This is a genomic window from Actinomycetospora straminea, from assembly GCF_028737255.1.
Taxonomy (GTDB): domain Bacteria; phylum Actinomycetota; class Actinomycetes; order Mycobacteriales; family Pseudonocardiaceae; genus Actinomycetospora; species Actinomycetospora straminea.
On the sequence record NZ_JAQZAN010000017.1, the window covers coordinates 94055 to 114751 of the forward strand.

At 74.9% G+C, this 20697-nt stretch carries 19 protein-coding genes; 10 read left to right on the plus strand and 9 right to left on the minus strand.

Going from position 1 to position 20697, the window contains the following annotated elements:
• Positions 1-62: 62 nt before the first annotated feature.
• The 4 genes from PH190_RS21705 to PH190_RS21720 all read right to left on the minus strand — a co-directional run bounded on the left by PH190_RS21705 (position 63) and on the right by PH190_RS21720 (position 5255).
• Entirely contained in the window at positions 63-1601 is a 1539-nt protein-coding gene (locus tag PH190_RS21705; RefSeq protein WP_274233667.1) for an acyl-CoA carboxylase subunit beta, read from the minus strand.
• Positions 1602-1684: 83 nt separating this feature from the next.
• Positions 1685-2464 (minus strand): TIGR03084 family metal-binding protein, encoded by a 780-nt coding sequence (locus PH190_RS21710; RefSeq protein WP_274233609.1) that lies wholly within the window; start codon positions 2462-2464, stop codon positions 1685-1687.
• Positions 2461-3642: an acyl-CoA dehydrogenase family protein gene (locus PH190_RS21715; RefSeq protein WP_274233610.1), complete on the minus strand. Its 1182-nt coding sequence runs from the start codon at positions 3640-3642 to the stop codon at positions 2461-2463. The genes PH190_RS21710 and PH190_RS21715 overlap by 4 nt, the downstream gene beginning before the upstream one ends.
• Positions 3643-3743: 101 nt before the next feature.
• Complete coding sequence (locus PH190_RS21720; RefSeq protein WP_274233611.1) at positions 3744-5255, minus strand: acyl-CoA synthetase; 1512 nt, start codon at positions 5253-5255, stop codon at positions 3744-3746.
• 83 nt (positions 5256-5338) lie between these two features.
• Here PH190_RS21720 and PH190_RS21725 point away from each other — a divergent pair, with 83 nt between their 5' ends.
• The gene (locus PH190_RS21725) at positions 5339-6022 is read left to right on the plus strand and encodes a TetR/AcrR family transcriptional regulator (RefSeq protein WP_274233612.1); all 684 of its coding nucleotides are present in this window, start codon (positions 5339-5341) and stop codon (positions 6020-6022) included.
• A gap of 32 nt (positions 6023-6054) precedes the next feature.
• On the opposite strand, the gene PH190_RS21730 is transcribed toward PH190_RS21725, so the two are convergent.
• The 3 genes from PH190_RS21730 to PH190_RS21740 all read right to left on the minus strand — a co-directional run bounded on the left by PH190_RS21730 (position 6055) and on the right by PH190_RS21740 (position 7601).
• Complete coding sequence (locus PH190_RS21730; protein ID WP_274233613.1) at positions 6055-6639, minus strand: dihydrofolate reductase family protein; 585 nt, start codon at positions 6637-6639, stop codon at positions 6055-6057.
• A 30-nt stretch (positions 6640-6669) separates the two neighbouring features.
• Positions 6670-7089 (minus strand): DUF6069 family protein, encoded by a 420-nt coding sequence (locus PH190_RS21735; protein ID WP_274233614.1) that lies wholly within the window; start codon positions 7087-7089, stop codon positions 6670-6672.
• 80 nt (positions 7090-7169) lie between these two features.
• A complete protein-coding gene (locus PH190_RS21740; protein WP_274233668.1) occupies positions 7170-7601 on the minus strand; it encodes a nucleoside deaminase in 432 nt (143 codons plus the stop codon).
• Positions 7602-7667: 66 nt separating this feature from the next.
• Between PH190_RS21740 and PH190_RS21745 the strand changes: the two genes are divergently transcribed.
• The 8 genes from PH190_RS21745 to PH190_RS21780 all read left to right on the plus strand — a co-directional run bounded on the left by PH190_RS21745 (position 7668) and on the right by PH190_RS21780 (position 17974).
• A complete protein-coding gene (locus PH190_RS21745) occupies positions 7668-8504 on the plus strand; it encodes an Fpg/Nei family DNA glycosylase (protein WP_274233615.1) in 837 nt (278 codons plus the stop codon).
• Between the two features lie 61 nt (positions 8505-8565).
• Positions 8566-9309, plus strand: coding sequence for a hypothetical protein (locus PH190_RS21750; RefSeq protein WP_274233616.1), 744 nt, complete (start codon positions 8566-8568; stop codon positions 9307-9309).
• 174 nt (positions 9310-9483) lie between these two features.
• The gene (locus PH190_RS21755; protein ID WP_274233617.1) at positions 9484-10797 is read left to right on the plus strand and encodes a glycosyltransferase; all 1314 of its coding nucleotides are present in this window, start codon (positions 9484-9486) and stop codon (positions 10795-10797) included.
• Complete coding sequence (locus PH190_RS21760; protein WP_274233618.1) at positions 10794-12485, plus strand: hypothetical protein; 1692 nt, start codon at positions 10794-10796, stop codon at positions 12483-12485. The genes PH190_RS21755 and PH190_RS21760 overlap by 4 nt, the downstream gene beginning before the upstream one ends.
• A gap of 83 nt (positions 12486-12568) precedes the next feature.
• Positions 12569-13927 carry an NADP-specific glutamate dehydrogenase gene (gene gdhA, locus PH190_RS21765; protein WP_420791689.1) on the plus strand — a complete coding sequence of 453 codons (1359 nt, stop codon included), beginning with the start codon at positions 12569-12571 and terminating at the stop codon, positions 13925-13927.
• Between the two features lie 23 nt (positions 13928-13950).
• Entirely contained in the window at positions 13951-15501 is a 1551-nt protein-coding gene (locus PH190_RS21770; RefSeq protein ID WP_274233619.1) for an acyl--CoA ligase family protein, read from the plus strand.
• Positions 15502-15521: 20 nt separating this feature from the next.
• Positions 15522-17468 carry a S9 family peptidase gene (locus tag PH190_RS21775; RefSeq protein ID WP_274233620.1) on the plus strand — a complete coding sequence of 649 codons (1947 nt, stop codon included), beginning with the start codon at positions 15522-15524 and terminating at the stop codon, positions 17466-17468.
• 107 nt (positions 17469-17575) lie between these two features.
• On the plus strand, positions 17576-17974 hold the full coding sequence (locus tag PH190_RS21780; protein ID WP_274233621.1) for a hypothetical protein: 399 nt from the start codon (positions 17576-17578) through the stop codon (positions 17972-17974).
• A 44-nt stretch (positions 17975-18018) separates the two neighbouring features.
• On the opposite strand, the gene PH190_RS21785 is transcribed toward PH190_RS21780, so the two are convergent.
• Both PH190_RS21785 and PH190_RS21790 read right to left on the minus strand, forming a co-directional pair.
• Entirely contained in the window at positions 18019-18429 is a 411-nt protein-coding gene (locus tag PH190_RS21785; protein ID WP_274233622.1) for a YbjQ family protein, read from the minus strand.
• Positions 18430-18466: 37 nt separating this feature from the next.
• The gene (locus tag PH190_RS21790) at positions 18467-19036 is read right to left on the minus strand and encodes an SACE_7040 family transcriptional regulator (protein ID WP_274233623.1); all 570 of its coding nucleotides are present in this window, start codon (positions 19034-19036) and stop codon (positions 18467-18469) included.
• A gap of 52 nt (positions 19037-19088) precedes the next feature.
• On the opposite strand from PH190_RS21790, the gene PH190_RS21795 reads away from it, so the two are divergent.
• Complete coding sequence (locus PH190_RS21795; protein ID WP_274233624.1) at positions 19089-20693, plus strand: acyl-CoA carboxylase subunit beta; 1605 nt, start codon at positions 19089-19091, stop codon at positions 20691-20693.
• The last annotated feature ends 4 nt before the right edge of the window (positions 20694-20697 follow it).

Here is a 20697-nt window from a genome sequence, read left to right on the forward strand (position 1 = left end):
GGGGATTTCCTGACGTTGGACGTCAGCGTGGACGCCAGGCTGGCAAAGCCCGAGCACCCCGCTCACATCCGGAACGGCGCAAAGCGGGTCGCGCCGGTGATCGGGGCCGAGTGGACGGCCGCGAGGGCGAGGCCGAGGACCGTGCGGGTGTCGCGGGGGTCGATGACCCCGTCGTCCCACATCCGCCCCGACGCGTAGACGGCGTTCGACTGCGCCTCGACGGCGTCCTCGATCGCCTTGCGGGTCGCGGCGTCCGCCTCCTCGGAGTACTCCCGCCCCGCCCGCTCCGCCGACCGGCGCTGCACCATCGACATGACGCCCGCGAGCTGCGTCCCGCCCATGACGGCGATGCGGTGGTTGGGCCAGGTGAAGACGAAGCGCGGGTCGTAGGCGCGCCCGGACATGCCGTAGTTACCCGCGCCGTACGACGCGCCGACCATGAGCGTCAGGTGCGGGACCTCGGAGTTCGACACCGCGTTGATCAGCTTCGCGCCGTCCTTGATGATCCCGCCGCGCTCGTACGCCGAGCCGACCATGAACCCCGTGATGTTCTGGACGAACAGCAGCGGGATCGACCGGGCGTTGGCGAGCTGGACGAACTGCGCGCCCTTCTGCGACTCCTCCGAGAACAGGATCCCGTTGTTCGCGAGCACGCCGACCGGGAAGCCGCCGATCGAGCCCCAGCCGCACACGAGCGTCGTACCGTAGAGCGGCTTGTGCTCGTCGAAGCGCGAGCCGTCGAGCACGCGGGCGAGGACGTCGCGGACCTCCACCGACCGCTTCGGGTCGCTGGCCGCGCAGGCGAGCAGCTCCTCGGCCGGGTACCGCGGCGGGTCGGGCGGTAGCGACGGGCCGGGCCCGCCGCGCCGCCAGCCCAGGTCGGCGACGATCCGGCGCCCGATCCGCAGGGCGTCGCGCTCGTCGGCGGCGAGGTGGTCGGCGAGCCCGGACTCGCGGGCGTGCATCTCCGCGCCGCCGAGGGTCTCGTCGTCGACGTCCTCGTTGATCGCCATCTTCACCAGCGGCGGTCCGCCCAGGTACACGGTCGCCTGGCCGCGGACGAACACCGTGTACTCGCTCATCCCCGGCATGTACGCCCCGCCGGCGGTCGACGAGCCGAAGACCAGCGCGATCGTCGGGATGCCCTGCGCCGAGAGCCGGGTCATCTCGCGGAAGGTGCGCCCGCCGGGCACGAACAGGTCGGCCTGGCGGGGCAGGTCGGCGCCGCCGGACTCGACGAGCGCGATCACCGGTAGGCGGTTGCGCTCGGCGATCTCGAGCGCCCGCAGCTGCTTCGTGACGCCGATCGGGGTGATCGAGCCGCCCTTCACGGTCGGCTCGTTGGCGACGACGAGGCACTGCACGCCGCTGACCGCCCCGATCCCGACGACCAGTCCCGCGCCCGGCGTCGTCAGGTCGGGCTCGTGGGCGCCGGCCAGCGCACCGATCTCGAGGAACGCGGCGTCGGGGTCGAGCAGCAGGTCGACGCGCTCGCGGGCGGTCAGGCGGCCGCGGTCGTGGTGCCGGTCGACGTACTTGGCGCCACCCGCGGCCAGGACCGTCGCGGCGACCTCGTCGACGCCGGCCAGCGCGTCGAGCATGGCCGCGCGGTCGGCGGCGTACTCCGGCGACGCGGGGTCCAGCCGCGAATGCAGGACGGCGGCGGGGGAGATGTCGGCGATCGTCACGCCCGCACCGGGTCCTTCCCGGGCGTCCCCGCGAACGCCTGGCCGACCAGCATCCACTCGCGCGCGGCGTCCCCCGTGACCTGCAGCGCGGTGTCGTCGACGTGCCGCCGGCGCACCAGCACGAGGCAGAACTCCTCGGCGTCACCGCGGACGACGTCGGAGGCGCCCTCGCCCCACGTCCACACCTCGCCCGACGGGCCGGTGAGCTCGACGCGCACGGGCACGTCGGGCACCGCCATCCCCCGCACCCGGTAGCCCTGCGCACGGGCCCGGACGGCGATGTCGGCGACGTGGCGCAGCCGGTCGGTCGGGGCGAGGCGCGCGCCGACGGCGTCGGCGATGTCGGTGCCGTGCGCCCAGGTCTCCATGATCCGGCTGGTGATCCCCGAGCGCAGCGACATCGGCGGGCCGTACCAGGGCAGGCGGGCCGTCGGGTCGCAGGCGCGGGCGGCGCGGTCGAACGCCCGGGCCGCGTCCTGCCAGTAGGCCAGCGCGGCCGGGCCGACCTCGGGGACGTCGGCGAGGGTGCGGTCGACGAAGCCCTCGAGATCGGTGATCGCGTCGCGCTCGGCGGCGAAGTCGTCGGGCGTGGAGATCGCGCGGGCGAAGGCGCCGTCGAACCAGCCGAGGTGCGCGACCTGGTCGCGGACGGTCCACGGCTCGGCGCGCGTCGGCAGCGTCCACGACGCGCGCGGCAGCTCGCGCACGATCGCCATCACCGCGGCACGCTCGGCGTCGAGGTCGTCCAGCAACGACGCCACGGTCGGGGCGCTCACCCGTCGAGCCCGATCCGGCCCGCGACGACCTCGTCCATGATCTCGGTCGTGCCGCCGCCGATCCCGAGGATCCGCGCGTCGCGGTAGTGGCGCTCGACCTCCACGCCGTGCATGTAGCCCATCCCTCCGTGCAGCTGGACGGCGCGGTCGACGACGGCGTCGCACGCCGCGACCGCGGTGTTCTTGGCCATGGCGAGCTCGGTGACCACGTCGTGCCCCGCCTGCCACCGGGCGAGGACGTCGCGCACGTAGGTGCGGGCGACGGTGGTGACGCGGGCCATCTCGGCGATCTGGTGGCGGACGACCTGGCGCTGTGCGAGCGGCGCGCCGAAGGTCCGCCGGGTGCGCGCCCAGTCGATGGTCAGGTCGACGCAGCGCTGGGCGGTGGCGTAGGCCTGCACCGCCATCGACAGCCGCTCGGCCGCGAAGTTGACCATGATCTGGCGGAAGCCCGTTCCCTCGGCCCCGACGAGGTTCGTCGCAGGCACCCGCACCCCGTCGAAGTGCAGCTCGGCGGTGTCGCTGCAGTGCCAGCCCATCTTGCGCAGCCGCGAGCGCGACACCCCGGGGCGGTCGGTCTCGATCACCAGCAGGGAGATGCCGCGGTGTCCGTCGCCGCCGGTGCGCACGGCGGTGGTGACGATGTCGGCGCGCGTGCCCGAGGTGATGAAGGTCTTCGCGCCGTCGACGACGTACTCGTCCCCCTCGCGGCGGGCGCGCGTGGTGATCGCCGCGACGTCCGACCCGGCGCCGGGCTCGGTGACGCCCAGCGAGGCGATCATCCGCCCGGCCAGGGTCGGGGCCACGAAGCGCGCGATCTGGTCGGGGTCACCGGCGGCGGCGACGTGCGGGACGCCGATGCCGTGGGTGAACAGGCCCGCGCAGACCCCGCTCGACCCGCCGGAGAGGATCAGCTGCTCGGCGACGAGGCAGGCGTCGAGGTGCTCGCCGACCCCGCCCGCGGCCGCGGGGAACCCCAGCTCGAGCAGCCCGAGCTCCCCGGCCCGCGCGTGCAGCGCACGCGGCAGGGCGCCGTCGTCCTCCCAGCGCGCGAGGTGGGGCACGACCTCGCGGGTCGTGAAGTCCGCGACCAGGTCGCGCAGCGCCCGGCGCTCCGGGGTCGCCCAGGCGTCGTGCGCCGAGCCGCTGGAGCGAGGGTGACCCTCGCTGTCTCCCACGCAGCCAGGGCGTCCTTCGCTCGCCACGCCGCTCGCCACGCCGCTCGCCACGCCGCTCGCCACGCCGCTCGCCACGCCGCTCGACACCCCGGGCTGCGCCGTCACCGGCTGACCGCCTCGGCGTGCCCGGCGTACTGCTCGCGCAGGACCCGCTTGAGGAGCTTGCCGGTGGCGTTGCGCGGCAGCTCGTCGACGACCTCGACGCGTCGCGGCGCCTTGAAGTGCGCGATCCGCTCGCGCGTCCAGGCGATCACCTCGTCCGGGTCCAGCGACCCGGACGCGACCACCACCGCCAGCACCGTCTCGCCCCACGTCGCGTCCCCGACCCCGACGACGGCGACGTCGGCGACCGCGGGGTGGCGGTGGAGCACCTGCTCGACCTCGACCGGGTAGACGTTCTCCCCGCCCGTGATGATCATGTCCTTCTTGCGGTCGACCAGCGTCACGAAGCCCTCGGCGTCGCGGATGCCGAGGTCACCGGAGTGGAACCACCCGTCGCGCAGCACCTCGGCCGTCGCCTCCGGGCGGTTCCAGTAGCCGGCGAACACCGTCGGACCGCGCAGCACCAGCTCGCCGACCTCCCCGACGCCGACCTCGTCGCCGCTCTCGGACACCAGCCGCGCGTCCACGTGCATGAACGGCCGGCCCACCGAGCCGGCGTGGGCGAGCACGTCGGCGGCGTCGAGGAAGAGCGCGGCGGGCGAGAGCTCGGTCATCCCGAAGCCCTCGGTGAACGTCCAGCCCAGCGCCGTGAAGTGCTCGATCACCGTGACCGGGCAGGGCGCGCCGCCGGAGATGGCCCAGCGCAGCGACGGCTGGGGCGGCAGCGACGGCAGCCGGGTGAGCGCCGCCCACATCGCGGGCACGAGGAACTGGGTGGTGACGCCCTCGTCGGCCATGAGCGCGGCGAACGCCGCCGGGTCGAACGACGGCACGACGACGACCGTGCCGCCGGCGTAGAGCAGGGGGAGCGCGGAGAGCCCCAGCGCGCCGATGTGGAACAGCGGCGCCGCGGCGATCGTGACGTCGGTGCTCCCGATGCCGGGGCCCGCGGTGACCATGTTCACCGCGTTCCACAGCATGTTGTCGTGCGTGAGCACCGCGCCCTTGGGGACACCGGTGGTCCCCGAGGTGTACATGATCACGCAGGGGTCGTCGCCGGCCGCCGGGTACGCGTCGACGGTGCCGCTGACGGGCACGCCCGGCTCGTCGGCGAGCTCCACGATCGTCGGCGCCGGCCCGTCGAGCGCGGCGAGCGCCCCCTCGGCGAGCGCCGCAAAGGTCGTGGAGCGCACCAGCACCGTCGCGCCGGAGTCACCCAGCACGTGGGCGACCTCGGCCGGCGCGAGGCGATGGTTGACCGGCACGGCCACGGCACCGAGGCGCGCCGCGCCGAAGAGCCACTCGAGGTAGGCGCCGGAGTTCTCGCCGAGCAGGGCGACGCGGTCGCCGACGTCCACACCGAGGCCGGCGAGCGCCGCGGCTCGGGCCGAGACGCGGGTGTCGAGCGCGGCGTAGGTGTGGCGAGCGCCGGTGGCGACGTCGACGAGCGCGGTCGCTCCGGGCCGGCGCGCGGCCCGCCGGGCCACCCAGTCGGCGATCCCACCGTCCATCGCCGTCCTCCTCGCCGTCCCCCACGTCCTCGTGACCTGCGCTACTCTGCCCGTACGTGCGGTCAGTTCACAAGGGGGGCGTCGTGACCGAACCGGTGGTGGCCCCGGGCCGCGCCCGCGGCGGGCGGCGCGACGAGATCCTCGTGACCTTCACCCGCCACGTCGCCGAGCGCGGCTACGACCGCGCCAACTTCGGCGACGTCGCCGCCGAGCTGGGGATGAGCAAGGGGACGATCGTCCACCACTTCGGCACCAAGGACCGGATGCTCGCCGAGGTGCAGGAGCGCTACATGCGCCGCCGCCTCGACGAGGCCCACGCCTTCCTCGGGCGCCTGTCCGCGCCGGACGAGCGGGTCGCGGCGTTCGTCCACGCCGGCGTGCGCTACTCCACCGACGAGCCGGCGACGACGGTGGCGTTCCAGCGGGAGGTCGTGCGCCTCACCGACGAACCGGGCATGGAGACCGCCCGCGCCCAGCGCGACGCCTACCGGGACCTGGTCGTCGCGGTGCTGCAGGACGGCGCCGAGGCCGGGGTGTTCGTGCCCGGCGACGCCCGGCTGCGCAGCCTGCAGATGTTCGGCTCGCTGCACTGGATGTGGACCTGGTTCGACCCCGCCGGCCGGCTGCGCCCCGCCGACGTGGCCGCGGAGTTCACGCGCACCCTGCTGCGCGGGCTCGGGGTCGGCGAGGAGCGCGTGGCCGCGGTCGCCGACCCCGACGGCCCGGTGGCCCGCTGCGTCGCCGAGGTGTGCGCTCCGCGCTCGTGAGCAGAAATCGGTGCTGCAGCACCGATTTCTGCTCACCTGCGCCTCAGCGCACCCGGCGGTAGGTGCAGACCACCACGCCGGTCGCCGCCTGCTCGACCGACACGGGAGGTCGGGAAGACGCCCTTGCCGCCGCCGAGCAGGATCGGCTCGATCATGAGGCGGTACTCGTCGACGAGGTCGGCGTCGGCGAGCGCGGTCGCGAGCGAGGCGCTGCCCTGCACGAGGAGGTCGCCGCCCGCGCGCTCACGCAGGTCGCGCACGGCGCCGACGGCGTCGCCGGTGTCGTCGGTGGGCAGCAGGTGCGAGTTCTCCCACGTCAGGTCGGCCTCGGTCAGCGTGCGCGAGGCGACGTACTTGGTGATGCCGTTGATGCGGTCGGCGAACGGGTCGTCGGTCTGGTGCGGCCAGACGGCCGCCGAGACCTCCCAGGTCCGCCGGCCGAACAGCATGGCCTCGGCGTCGCGCAGCGAGCGGTCCCACGTGGCGCCCAGGGTCTCGTCGAAGTAGGGCACGGACCAGCCGCCGTGGGCGAACCCGCCGTCGGTGTCCTCGTCGGCCCCGCCGGGGGCCTGGGTGACGCCGTCGAGGCTGGTGAACTGGGTGACGACGATGCGCACGGTGATCTCCTCGGGTCGTGTAGGGGGTGGTCAGCGGCGGGTAAAGGCCGGGATGAGCACGGCGGCCACGGCGAGGTGGGCGATCATCAGTCCGATGCGCGTGGAGGCCGTGGCCTCGACCAGGCCGATCGGGGTCATCGACACCGCCAGCACGCCGACGGCGAGGTACGTCCAGGCCGTCCGGCCCCAGGTGGCGACCCGCTCGAGGACCGCCAGCAGCGCCCAGCCGAGCAGGGCGACGACGAGCGTGGAGACGACGGCGGCCGGGATGTCGACGCGGGCGGTGCCCTGGGCGTCGGTGATCCAGTAGTCGGCGCCCAGCAGCGCGCCGACGGTCCAGCCGCCGAGCGCCGCGGCGCCGGCACCGACGACGGCCAGGCCGCGGGTGCGGGCCCGCGAGGCGGTGCGGGTGACCGTGACGTCGGCGGCGGGAGCGGTGGTGACGGACATGGTGACCTCCGGGGTGCGAGCGGTTCTCGCCCGGAGGTCGAACGGCGGCGCCCGCTTTTCGACACGCTCCCCGGAAACTTCTACTCGGGCCCGCCGATGTCCTCCAGCCACGCCTCGGGGTGGTCGGCGGCGAAGCGCTGCATGAGCGCCGCGCAGTCCGGGTCGTCGAGCACGGTGACCTCGACGCCCTGCTCGGCGAGCCAGGCGTGCTGGCCCCCGAAGTTCTCGGCCTCGCCGACGACCAGGCGCGGGATGCGGAACTGGCGGACGAGCCCGGCGCAGAACCAGCACGGCGAGAGGGTCGTGACCATCGTCGTGCCGCGGTAGTGCGGGCGGCGCCCGGCGGCGCGGAAGGCGGCCGTCTCGCCGTGGGTGGCGGGGTCGCCGTCCTGGATCCGGCGGTTGTGCCCGCGCCCGAGCAGCTCGCCGTCGGGGCCGAAGAGGGCGGCGCCGACGGGGACGCCGCCCGCCGCGGCCCCGGCCCGAGCCTCCTCGAGGGCGACGGCGAGCATGGCGGAGGGACTGATCGGCGGAGGGCTCACCACGCCGCCCACGCTCCCACGCCGCAGAATGGCCCGGTGCCGGAGCTGCCCGAGGTCGAGAACGCGCGCCAGGTCGTCGAGAAGGCGCTGGACCGGGTGATCGCGGGCGTCGACGACTCCGACGAGTACGTCTGCCGCCCGCACCACCCCGGCGAGATCGACCAGGCGCTCAAGGGCGGGCGCCTCGTCGCGGCCCACCGGCGCGGCAAGACGATGTGGTGCGACACGGTGACCGCCGACGGCGAGGAGGGCCCGCACCTGGGCATCCACCTCGGCATGGGCGGGCGCATCTTCGTCACCGGTCCGAGCGGACAGGCGAGCAGCCTCTACGCCGGGGGCGACCCGCACGTCGGCGGCATGCCGGAGAAGGCGGGGGAGCGGCCCGGGAAGCCGGAGTGGGACCGGGTCCGGATCACGTTCGACGACGGCGGCGAGCTGCGGCTGTTCGACAAGCGCCGGCTGGGCCGCGTGCACCTCGAGCCCGACGTCGACGCGCTCGGGCCCGACGCCGCCGAGATCTCCCGCGACGACTTCCGCGCCCGCGTCGGCAAGGGCACCGCGCCGATCAAGGCGCGCCTGCTCGACCAGTCGGTGCTGGCCGGCGTCGGGAACCTGCTCGCCGACCAGACGCTGTGGCAGACGCGCCTGAGCCCGTCCCGCCCGGCGGGCGACCTGTCGACCGAGGAGCTCGACGCCCTGCGCCGCGAGCTGCGCAAGGCCACCCGCAGCGCCATCGAGAAGGGCGGCGTGCACACCGGCGAGGTCATCGCCCACCGCGCGAAGGACGAGACCTGCCCGCGGTGCGGCGCCCCGATGGAGCGAGGCACGATCGGGGGACGGACCACGTGGTGGTGCAGCGCAGAGCAAGCGTGACATCACGCTGAGCCGCTGTGCTCGCGGTCACGTTAGCCCGGACGAGTGATGTCAGCCGACGTTGACGTCACCGAACGCGACATCGGGCTTCTTCTCGTTGTGCACAACCAAGCGCCGGCACTGCCGTCGCCAACCCTCGCCGCTCGCCGTCCTCCAGGGGACGCTGCGGGCCTCGCGGGTGGACCTCGCCCTCGCCGCAGCGTTCGCCCTCGGGACGCTCCCGGGGGCCGTGCTGCTCCTCGTCACCTGGCTGCCCGGCAGCCCCCTCCTCGGGCTCGCGCTGCTCCTGCCCGGAGCGGTCGCCGTCGGCGGTGAGCGCCTCAGCCGCCGCCCCGCGGGACCGGACATCCACGACCGCCAGCTCGACCACATCGTCGCCGCCCTCGTGGCCGTCGCCGCGCTGACGCTCGTCGCGGCGGGGCTGGCCGCCGGCGGGAGCACGCAGCGCACCGCTCTCGTGCTGGCGACGCCGCTCTTCGCCGTCGGGCTCATCACCGTCCTGCACGGGACCCGCCGGCTCTGGCAGCTGCGCGCCGCGCCGCTGCTGCTGCTCCTCGCATGGCCCGCGCCCTGGGAGGCCGCGCTGTCCCCGGTGACGGCGCGCGTCGGGCGGGAGGCGACCATCGCGGTCACCGCCCTGGTCCTCGCCCTGCTCGTCGTGCTGCTCGTCGTGCCGCGCCGCCGTGCGACCGCCGCGCGGGCCGCCGCGGTCCCGCGCCCCCGCGGCCTGGCCCTCGTTCCGCGGGAGCCGGCCCCGGCCGCGGACGCCGCGGAGTCCGTCACCTCGACGCGGACCGCGGCGTGAGCGCCCCGACCATCGCCGCCCGGTACGCCGTCGCCCGGCACGCGAGCCCGGCCGACCAGCTCGCGCTCGCCGCGGACGGGTTCGCCGACGCCCACCCCGAGCTCTCCGCGCGCCCCCGGCCGTCCCGGCGCCGCGGGCGCGCCGTGGCCCTCGCCGGGCTGGCCGTGGTCCGGGGTGTGCCTCGTCCTGTGGCCGGCGACCGTGGCCGCGACGGTCGTGGGGTTCTTCGTGCTGCTGCACTGCGCGACCACGCTGCACCGCCTCGAGCTCATCCGCCGCGCGGTGGCCGACGACCCGACGGTCACGGTCAGCGACGAGGACGCCCGGGCCGTCCCGGACGCGGCGCTGCCGCACTACACCGTTCTGGTGCCGGCCTACCGCGAGCCCGAGGTCATCGCGCGGGTCGTCGCGGGCATGACCGCGCTGGAGTACCCCGCGGACCGCCTGGAGGTGATGCTGCTGCTCGAGGCCGACGACACCGAGACCCTCGCGGCCGCCCGGGCCGCGCTCGGCGGTGAGCGGCGGGGACCGATCGCGATCGTCGAGGTCCCGCCGGGCGAGCCGCGGACCAAACCGAAGGCCTGCAACATCGGCCTGCTGCGCTCGCGCGGTCAGCTGGTGACGATCTTCGACGCGGAGGACCGGCCGGAGCCGCTGCAGCTGCGCCGCGCGGTGGTCGCGTTCGCCCGTCTCGGCCCGCGGGTGGCGTGCCTGCAGGCCCGGCTGAGCTACCACAACGCCGAGCAGAACCTGCTGATCCGCTGGTTCACCGTGGAGTACGACACGTGGTTCCGCTGGTTGCTCCCCGGGCTCATGGCCACCGGCGCGCCCATCCCGCTGGGCGGCACGTCCAACCACATCCGGCGCGGCGCCCTGGTCGCGGTCGGCGGCTGGGACCCGTGGAACGTCACCGAGGACGCCGACCTCGGGCTGCGCCTGGCCCGCTGCGGCTACGAGGTGGCGATGCTGGGCAGCACCACGGAGGAGGAGGCCAACTCCGACGCCATCAACTGGGTCAAGCAGCGTTCCCGCTGGTACAAGGGCTACCTCCAGAGCTTCGCGGTGCACGTGCGCCACCCCGTCGCCCTGACCCGTGAGATCGGGGTCCGCGGCGTCCTCGGGCTCGTGCTCTTCGTCGCCGCGACGCCCGTGCTCGCCATGGTCAACCCGCTGTTCTGGGGCCTGACCGCCCTGTGGATCCTCGCCCGCCCGCCGGCCGTCGCGGCGGTGTTCCCGCCGCTCGTCTACTACCCGGGACTCGCGGTGTGGATGGTGGGCGGACTCGCCGCGATCGTCGCCGGCGTCGCCAACGCCCGTGCGGCCGGCAAGCCCCACCTCGCCGCCGCCGCGCTCGTCTCACCCCTCTACTGGGTCCTCATGTCCCTCGCCGCGCTCAAGGCCGGGGTGCAGCTGGTCGCCGCGCCCTCCTACTGGGAGAAGACCACCCACGGCCTCGACACCACGCCCGAGAAGGAGGTGGTCGCGTGACCGACGTCGCGACCCGCCCGCTGCTGCCCGGGGCCCTGCCCCCGGCACCCCGGCCGCGCCGGCCCCGGCGCCGCCCGACCGCCGTCCTCACGTGGTTCCTCGGCGCCCTCGCCGTCTACGTCGCCGCCGGGGCCGTGCTCGTCCTGGTCCACGACGGGGTCATGGAGGACGCCCTCGCGCGGGTCTCCGCGGCCTCGTCGGTGTGGTCGTCGAGCGACCCCAAGCTCGCGGCCATCGGCTACGTGTGGACCCCGCTGCCGGCGCTGCTCATGGTGCCGTTCACGCCGCTGCGGGTCCTGTGGCCCGCGCTGGTGTCCCAGGGCTACCTCGCGGCGCTGCTCTCCGCGGTCGCCAGCGCCGCAGCCGTGGCCACGACCTGGGGGCTCCTGGGCGACCTGCGGGTCCGCCCGCTCCCGCGCGTGCTGACGACGCTGCTCTTCGCCCTGTCGCCGATGGTGCTGCTCTACGCCGGCAACGGGATGACCGAGGCGCTGCTCGTCGCGTTCCTGCTCGCCGCGGCGCGCCGCCTGCTCGCGTGGGTGCGCGACGGTGAGACCACGGCGCTGGTGGCTGCGGGGCTCTTCCTCGCGCTGGGCTACCTCGCCCGCTACGAGGCGTTGGTGGCGACCCTCGGCGCCGCCGTCGTGGTCACCGTCGTCACCGCGCGCCGCACCGGCACCCTGCGCCGTCCTGCTCGACGTCGGGACGCGGTCCTGGTCGACGTCGGGCTCGTGGCCGGCCCGCCGGCCGCCGCGTTCGTGCTCTGGGCCGTCGTGAGCTGGCTGGTCGTCGGCTCGCCGTTCGAGCAGTTCACCTCCGCCTACGGCAACGCGGCGCTGCTCGCGGGGGCCGACGCCGCCGCGGTGTCGATCGCCGTTCCCGCTCGCCAGTTGACGTGGCTCGCGCCGGCGCTCGTGCCCCTGCTGGTCCTGGTCCTCGCCCGGGCGCTGTGGCGTGCGCCCCGGGGCCCCGCCCTCGCGCTGGTCGCCGTGCCCGTGGCCCTGTTCGGCGCCGTGCTGGCGTTCGAGTGGGTCACCTACCTGTCCGGGAACCTCTTCGGCTTCCTCCGCTACCAGATCACCGCCATCCCGCTGGTCGTCGTGCTGCTCGGCCTGCTGCTGGCCCGTGATCACGACGACCGTCGCGACGACGAGCCGGGCACGGCCGCCGCCGTGCTGCGGGCCGGCGTGGGCGCGCTGGTCGTCGTGGCGGTGCTCGGTGCGGGGATCGCCACCTCGGCGCGGGCGATGGTCACCGAGCCGGTGGACGCGACGCAGGAGTACCACCGCGTCGCCCCGCTGGCCGGCGCGCCCACCGCGGAGTCCGCGCTGGGTATGTGGGCCTCCGACCGCGAGGTCGCCGAGCGCGTCGACGCGATGGACCTCCCGGCCGCGAGCGTGCTCGTCGACTCCGGCAGCGGATTCGCCGTCGTCGCCGCGAGCCGGCACCCGGAGCGGTTCCTCATCACCTCCGACGACGGCTTCGCGGCGGCGCTGGCCGACCCGCCGGCGCACGGCATCCGCGTGGTGCTGCGCTCGGAGGGCGGCGGCGTCGACGCCGTCCGGGCCCGCTGGGCCTCCCTCGGCACGCCCGCCGGGCCGGCCTGGGCCCGGCCGCTCGGTGCGGTGGCCCCGGCCACGCGGTTCTCGCCCACCTGGACGCTCTGGGAGGTGAGCGGGCGGCCGTGAGCGGGGGCCGCCCGACTACCGCGCGCTACCCACGGGTAGAACCGCAGCGCACCGCACGGGACGACGACGTACCGGAGGACGCGATGGCGCACGGGCAGGATGCCGAGCCGGACATGCCGGAGGCGGTGCGCCACGTGTGGCGCGACGTGCTGCGCCGCGACCCGCACCAGGAGCTGTTCCACGCCGACGTCCGCGGGGCGCTGCGCAGCATCGCGCCGGTGCTCGTCGAGCACCCGGAGTACACCGACGTCGTCGGGCGGCTGTGCGAGCCCGAGCGGGTCATCGTGTTCCGCGTCCCGTGGACCGACGACCACGGCCGGGTGCGGGTGAACCGCGGGTTCCGCGTCCAGTTCAACTCCGCGCTCGGGCCCTACAAGGGCGGGCTGCGGTTCGCGCCGACGGTCGACCTCGACGTCGTCAAGTTCCTCGGCTTCGAGCAGGTGTTCAAGAACGCCCTGACCGGCCAGGACATCGGCGGGGGCAAGGGCGGTGCCGACGTCGACCCGAAGGAGCTCTCGACGGGCGAGCTCATGCGGTTCTGCCAATCCTTCGCCACGGAGCTGGCCCAGCACGTCGGCGCCACGATCGACGTCCCTGCCGGCGACATGGGCGTGGGGCCGCGCGAGATCGGCTGGATCTACGGGCAGTACCAGCGCCTCGTCGGCCACCACGAGCCCGGCGCCTTCACCGGCAAGCCGGCCGTGCTCGGCGGCTCGGCGCTGCGGCCGGAGGCGACGGGGTTCGGCGCCGTCTACTTCACCCAGCGCATGCTCGCCGAGCAGGGCAAGGACCTCGACGGCGCCCGCGTCGTCGTCTCGGGCAGCGGCAACGTCGCGCTCTTCGCGATGGAAAAGGTGATCGCGGCCGGCGGCACCGTCGTGGGCTGCTCGGACTCGCGGGGCTCGGTGTCCGAGCCCGACGGCGTCGACGTCGACCTCCTGCGCGAGATCAAGGGCCAGCGCGGCTCGGTCGCCGACTACGCCGAGAAGCGGTCCGGGGCGACGTCGGGGTCGGACTCGGCGTTCCTGCTCGAGTGCGACGTCGCCCTGCCGTGCGCGACGCAGAACGAGATCGGCACGGACGAGGCCCGCGCGCTGGTCGACCACGGCTGCTGGGTGGTCGCCGAGGGCGCCAACGGGCCGGTCCGCCCGGAGGCGCGCGAGGTGCTGCGCGCGGCGGGCGTCGGCTTCGGGCCGGGCAAGGCCGTGAACTCCGGCGGCGTCGCGGTGTCCGCGCTGGAGATGCAGCAGAACGCGGGCCGCGAGCGGTGGACCGCCGAGGACGTCGACACGCGTCTCCAGCAGATCATGTCCGACGCCTACGACCGGGTCCGCGACGCCGGCGAGCGCTACCACGGCGACCCGGCCGACCTGGAGAACGGCGCCAACGCCGCCGGCTTCCTGCGGGTCGCCGAGGCGATGACGAGCCTGGGCGTCGTCTAGGCCGATGGGGTAGACCTCCGGGCATGCACAGCGCCTCGGTCACCCCCGCCCCGTTCAGCTTCACCGAGCTGACACCGACGGCGTTCCTCGACCGGTCCGCGCACGCCTTCGCCACCTGCGATGCGATCGTGGACGGCGACCGGCGCTTCACCTACGCCGAGTTCGGCGCGCGGTCCCGGCGGCTGGCCGGCGCCCTGCACGAGCAGGGCGTGGAGCCGGGGGACCGCGTCGCCGCGCTCGCCACCAACAGCCACGTCATGCTCGAGTGCCACCACGGCGTGCCCTACGCCGGCGCGGTGCTCGTGCCGCTGAACACCCGGCTCTCGGTCGACGAGATGGTCCACATCGTCGAGCACTCCGGGGCGCGGCTGCTCATCGCCACCCGCGAGCTGGTCGAGAACGCCCGCGCGGTGGCCGAGCGGACCGGCATCGACCTCGTCGAGGAGGGCGAGCGCTACGAGTCGCTGATCGCCGACGCCCCCGAGCGCGTCGTGCCCGTCGCCGACGAGCGGGGCCTGCTCGCGATCAACTACACGTCGGGCACCACCGGGCGGCCCAAGGGCGTGATGTACCACCACCGCGGCGCGAACCTCCAGGCGCTCGCGATGGCCTTCCACCTGCGCCTGCAGCCCGCGTCGCGCTACCTGTGGACGCTGCCGATGTTCCACTGCGACGGCTGGTGCTTCCCCTGGGCGGTCACCGCGGCGGGCGGGCTGCACGTGTGCCTGCGCGCGATCGACGCCGAGGAGATCTGGCGCCTGATCCGGGGCGAGGGCGTCACCCACTACTGCGCGGCGCCGACGGTGCTGACGATGATCGCCCACGCCGAGGCCGCGCAGGAGGGCCCGGCGCCGGAGCGGGTCACGGTCGCGACCGGGGGTGCGCCGCCCTCGCCGACGCTGCTGGCGCGGATGGACGAGCTCGGCATGGACGTCACGCACCTCTACGGCCTCACCGAGACCTACGGGCCGGCGAGCGTCAACGACTGGCACCCCGAGTGGGACGACCTCGACGCCGCCGAGCAGGCGCGGCTCAAGGCCCGGCAGGGCGTCGGGAACGTCGTCGCGCAGCGGCTGCGGGTGATCGACGAGCAGACCGGCGAGGAGGTCCCGTCCGACGGCGAGACGCTCGGCGAGCTCGTGCTGCGCGGCAACGACGTCATGCTCGGCTACTACCGCGACCCCGAGGCCACCGCCGAGGTCGACGCCGACGGCTGGTTCCGCACCGGCGACCTGGGCGTCGTCCACCCCGACGGCTACGTCGAGATCCGCGACCGGAGCAAGGACGTGATCATCTCCGGCGGCGAGAACATCGCGTCGGTCGAGGTCGAGCGCGTGCTGGACAGCCACCCGGCGGTCATCGAGTCGGCGGTCGTCGGCGCGCCCGACGAGCGGTGGGGCGAGGTGCCCGTCGCGTACGTGACGGTGTCGCAGGAGGTCGACCCCGACGAGCTGGTCGAGCACGTCCGGATCCACCTGGCCCGGTTCAAGGCGCCGAAGCGGATCGTGTTCGGCGAGCTGCCCAAGACCTCGACCGGGAAGATCCAGAAGAACGTGCTCCGCGACCGGGAGTGACCGGCGCCTACGGTGGCGCCGTGACGTCACCGCTGCCCTACGGCTCCTGGCCGACGCCGATCACCTCCGAGCTCGTCGTGGCCGCCGCGGTGCGCCTCGACGACGTGCGCCCGGACGGCCGCGGGGGTGTCGTGTGGGGCGAGGGCCGGGCGGCCGAGGGCGGGCGCACGCAGCTGGTGCACCGGGCCGCCGACGGTGCGGTCACCGAGCTGCTCGGGGAGGGCGCCAACGCGCGCTCGGCGGTCCACGAGTACGGCGGCGGCGCGTGGTGGGTGCACGAGGGCGTCCTCTGGTACGTCGACTGGGCCGACCAGCGCCTGCGCCGCCTCGACCCCGGTGGCGAGCCCGTCGTCCTCACCCCCGACCCCGCCGTCCCGCGCGGCGACCGCTACGCCGACGGCGACGTCGCCCCCGACGGCACGTGGCTGGTGTGCGTCCGCGAGCACCATCCCCGCGAGCACGCGCCGGCGAGCGAGGTGGTGAACGAGGTCGTGCGCCTCGACGCCCGCGAGCCGAGCGAGCCGCAGGTGCTCGTCACCGGCCCGGACTTCGTCGCCGCGCCCCGCCTGTCACCGGACGCCACCCGCCTCGCCTTCGTGTCCTGGGACCACCCGTCGATGCCGTGGGACGACACGGTGCTCACCGTGCGGGACCTCGCGACCGGGGTCGACACGGTCGTCGCGGGCGGTCCCGGCGAGTCGGTCGGCGAGCCGGTCTGGCAGGTCGACCGGTCGCTGCACTTCCTCTCCGACCGCACCGGCTGGTGGAACCTCTACCGCTGGTCCCCCGACGACGGCGTCACCCCGCTGGTGGTGCTCGACGCCGAGATCGGCCTGCCGGCGTGGCAGCTCGCCGGCGCGCGGCACGCGACGGTCGGGGACCGCGTGGTGGTCGCGCGGTCGTCGCAGGGGTTCGACGCGCTGGCCGTCCGGGACGCGGACGGGACGGTGACCGAGCTGGACACCCCGTTCACGGCCATCCGCTCGGTGCGGGCGGACGGGGAGGACGGGGTCGTGTGCGTCGCGGGCTCGCCGACCGCCGAGCCCGGGGTGCACCGGATCGCGCTCGCCGGGACCGTCACCACGCTGCGCCCGCCCCGCGACCTCGGCCTCGACCCGGCGACGATCGCGGTGCCGGAGCCGATGACGTTCCCGTCCACCGACCCGTCGGGCGCGCCGCGGGAGGCGCACGCGCTGTACTACCCGCCGGCCGGGGAGGGGCCGGCGGACGCTCGGCCGCCGCTCCTCGTCGTCATCCACGGCGGGCCGACCGGGGCCGCGGCGCCGGTGCTGAACCTCGGCCTGCAGTACTGGACGAGCCGCGGCTTCGGGGTCGTCGACGTCGACCACGGCGGCTCCACGGGGTACGGCCGCGCCTACCGCGAGCAGCTCCGGGGCGCCTGGGGGATCGTCGACGTCGCCGACTGCCTCGCCGCGGCCCGCGCGCTCGCCGACGCGGGGCGGGTCGACCCGGCACGCCTCGCCATCCGCGGCGGCTCGGCGGGCGGCTTCACGACGCTGGCGGCGCTGGCGCGCGAGGACACCCCGTTCTCGGCGGGCGCCGACCACTTCGGGGTGGCCGACCTCGAGGCCCTCGCCCAGGAGACGCACAAGTTCGAGTCGCGCTACCTCGACGGCCTGGTCGGGCCGTACCCGCCGGCGCGGGACGTCTACGTCGAGCGCTCGCCGATCACGCACGTCGACCGGCTCGCGACGCCGCTGATCGTGCTGCAGGGCGACGAGGACGCGATCGTGCCGCCGAACCAGTCGGAGATGATCGTCGACGCCCTGCGCCGCCGCGGGGTGCCCGTCGCCTACCTGCTCTTCCCCGGCGAGCAGCACGGCTTCCGCCGGGCCGAGAACATCCGCCGGGCGCTCGACGCGGAGCTGGCGTTCTACGCGCGGATGTTCGGCTTCGCGCTGCCGCCGGGCGAGGACATCGCGCCGGTGGAGGTCGAGGTGGGCTGAACCGGGCAGGCGGGGAGTCCGTCCGGCGGATGCGCGCGATGTCCGCTTCCGTCCGGGGTCGGCCGGGTGCACCCTGGAACCGTCACGGCGGGTGAGGAGGGCACGTCATGGCTTCACGACTGGCCCGGCTGTTCGGGCGCCGGAACGAGGACCGTACGGCCGAGACCTCGCCCCCGGCCTACACCGGGGTGGGCGCGCCGCGGGAGTACGCGCCGCCGTCCGGGGCGCCCGGTCACGGCACGGCGCCCTACGGGCCCACGCCCGTGCGGACGCCGTACGAGGAGGCGGTGCGCCGGCGGCGCGCGGCCGACCACCACGTCGCCGAGTACGAGCGCTTCGACGCCCGGCTCTCGGCGCAGATCCACGAAGCCCAGCAGGCCGAGCGCACCGACTACGTGCGCGAGCTGCTCTCCCGCCAGCAGTCCGTCCGCGCCCGCCTGGAGGAGGCGACGCTGCTCCGCAACCGGCTGCTCGCGGCCGAGCAGGAGCACCAGCGGCAGCGGTGACCGGGCGGCGGTGATCGGGCTCCGGTGACCGGGCGGGCGGTGGGCTACCGCTGCGTGTGCGGCACCACGTAGACCGCGGTGCCGTACGCGGCGATCTCGCTCGCGGTGGTGGCGATCTCGTTGCAGTCGAAGCGCAGCGCGAGCACCGCGTTGGCGCCGTGCGCCATGGCCTCCTCCGAGAGCCGTCCGAGCGCCTCGTGGCGCGAGTCGGAGAGCAGCTTCGACAGGCCCTTGAGCTCGCCGCCGGCCATCGCCTTGAAGCCCGCGCCCATGGTCGAGAACATGTTCCGGCTGCGGACGGTCAGCCCGAAGACCTCGCCGAACACGCGCACGACCTCGTAGCCGGGCAGGTCGTTCATGGTCGAGAGCAGGATCGGGTACCGCTGTCCCTGGAACTGCCCCTGCTGCTGGCCCTGGGGCTGGCCCGGCTGCTGACCCTGCTGCTGCGGCTGCACGGCGCGGACTGTAGCGGCCGTCCGCGCCGCTCGGGCGTCACACGGGTGAGGCGCGCAGGGCCGCCCGGGTCATCGCGACGAGCACGGGCGCGGCGACCTCGGCGCGGGTGTGGCCGGCGCTGCGCGGCGTCGAGTTCATCAGCCCGAACGCGGCGTGCGCGGCGACGCGGGCGGCCTCCTCGCCCGCCGCGAGCCCGGCGCGCTGCAGGGCGTCGACCCAGATCTCCACGTAGGCGCGCTGCAGGCCGCGGACCCGGCGGCGCGAGGGGTCGGGGAGGTTCGCCAGGTCGCGGTCCTGGACGGTGATCAGCTCGGGCTGGCGCAGGGCGAAGTCGGTGTGGAAGGCGACGAGCGCGTCGAGCAGCGCGACCGGGTCGGCGTGCTCGGCCGCCCGCTCCTGCCCGCCCGCGAGCAGGTGCTCGCTGATGCCGACGAGCATCTCGGCGAGCAGGCCCTCCTTGGACGGGAAGTGCCGGTAGAGCGCCGGCCCGCTGACCCCGACGGCCGCGCCGATCCCGTCGATGGACACGCCGTGGAAGCCGTGGCGCGCGAAGAGCCGCGCGGCCTCGGTGAGGATCTGCTCGCGGCGGGACGTGGTGACGGGCACCCTCGGCACACTAACGCCTCTTGCCAGGCCGTGTGAACGGTCGCTAACGTGAATGAGCGTTAACTACCACCGCGACGAGGAGGTCAGGGTGGCCGCGCCGAGCACCGACCATGTGCGTGATCTTCCGAGCCATAGCTCAGAAGATCACGCACGTACGGGCCATCGCGCTCTGGTCGCCGACCTGCGCGAGCGCCTGGCGACCGCGCGGCTCGGCGGCCCGGAGCGCTCGCGGGCACGCCACGTCGAGCGCGGCAAGATGCTGCCGCGCGACCGCGTCGACGCCCTGCTCGACCCGTCGAGCCCGTTCCTCGAGCTCTCGCCGCTGGCCGCCACCGGGATGTACGGCGACGCCGCCCCGGGCGCCGGGATCATCACCGGCATCGGGCGCATCGCCGGGCGCGAGTGCGTCGTCGTCGCCAACGACGCCACCGTCAAGGGCGGCACCTACTACCCGATGACGGTCAAGAAGCACCTGCGCGCTCAGGAGGTGGCGCTGCACAACCGCCTGCCCTGCGTCTACCTCGTCGACTCCGGCGGCGCGTTCCTGCCCGAGCAGGACCAGGTCTTCCCCGACCGCGAGCACTTCGGGCGCATCTTCTACAACCAGGCGACGATGTCCGGGCTCGGCATCCCGCAGATCGCCGCGGTGCTGGGCAGCTGCACCGCCGGCGGCGCGTACGTCCCGGCGATGAGCGACGAGGCGATCATCGTGCGCGACCAGGGCACGATCTTCCTCGGCGGCCCGCCGCTGGTGAAGGCGGCGACGGGCGAGGAGGTCACCGCCGAGGAGCTGGGCGGCGGCGTCCTGCACGCGCGCACCTCCGGCGTCGTCGACCACCTCGCCGACGACGACGCGCACGCGCTGTCGATGGTGCGCGACATCGTCGACACGCTCGGCCCGCGCGTGCCGCCGCCGTGGGAGCGCCGCCCCACCGTCGAGCCGGAGCACGACCCGGCCGAGCTCTACGACGTCGTCCCCGTCGACGGGCGCACGGCGTACGACGTGCACGAGGTGATCACGCGCCTGGTCGACGGGAGCGCGTTCACGCCGTTCAAGCCCGACTACGGCACCACGCTCGTCACCGGCTTCGCGCGCCTGCACGGGCACCCGGTCGGCATCGTCGCCAACAACGGCGTGCTCTTCCGCGAGTCGGCGCTCAAGGGCGCGCACTTCGTCGAGCTCTGCGACCAGCGCGGCATCCCGCTGGTCTTCCTGCAGAACATCACCGGCTTCATGGTCGGCCGCGAGTACGAGGCGGGCGGCATCGCCAAGGACGGCGCGAAGATGGTCACCGCCGTCGCCACCACGCGCGTGCCCAAGCTGACCGTCGTCATCGGCGGCTCGTACGGCGCCGGCAACTACGCGATGAGCGGGCGGGCCTACTCGCCGCGCTTCCTGTGGATGTGGCCCAACGCGCGGATCAGCGTGATGGGCGCCGAGCAGGCCGCGACCGTCCTCGGCACCGTCGGGTCCTCGGAGGCGGAGAACGTCCGCGAGCAGTACGAGCGCCAGGGCCACCCGTACTACTCGACCGCGCGCCTCTGGGACGACGGCGTCATCGACCCCGCCGAGACCCGCACCGTGCTCGGCCTCGCGCTCTCGGCCTGCGCCAACGCCCCCCTCGACCCGCCGCACTTCGGCGTCTTCCGGATGTGAGCGC

Coding starts and splice junctions, on each gene's coding strand:
- PH190_RS21705 (WP_274233667.1), bottom strand. CDS start 1,601: ATGCTCGACGCGCTGGCCGGCGTCGACGAGGTCGCCGCGACGGTCCTG.
- PH190_RS21720 (WP_274233611.1), bottom strand. CDS start 5,255: ATGGACGGTGGGATCGCCGACTGGGTGGCCCGGCGGGCCGCGCGCCGG.
- PH190_RS21735 (WP_274233614.1), bottom strand. CDS start 7,089: ATGTCCGTCACCACCGCTCCCGCCGCCGACGTCACGGTCACCCGCACC.
- PH190_RS21740 (WP_274233668.1), bottom strand. CDS start 7,601: ATGCTCGCCGTCGCCCTCGAGGAGGCTCGGGCCGGGGCCGCGGCGGGC.
- gdhA (WP_420791689.1), top strand. CDS start 12,569: ATGGCGCACGGGCAGGATGCCGAGCCGGACATGCCGGAGGCGGTGCGC.
- PH190_RS21770 (WP_274233619.1), top strand. CDS start 13,951: ATGCACAGCGCCTCGGTCACCCCCGCCCCGTTCAGCTTCACCGAGCTG.
- PH190_RS21780 (WP_274233621.1), top strand. CDS start 17,576: ATGGCTTCACGACTGGCCCGGCTGTTCGGGCGCCGGAACGAGGACCGT.
- PH190_RS21795 (WP_274233624.1), top strand. CDS start 19,089: ATGAGCGTTAACTACCACCGCGACGAGGAGGTCAGGGTGGCCGCGCCG.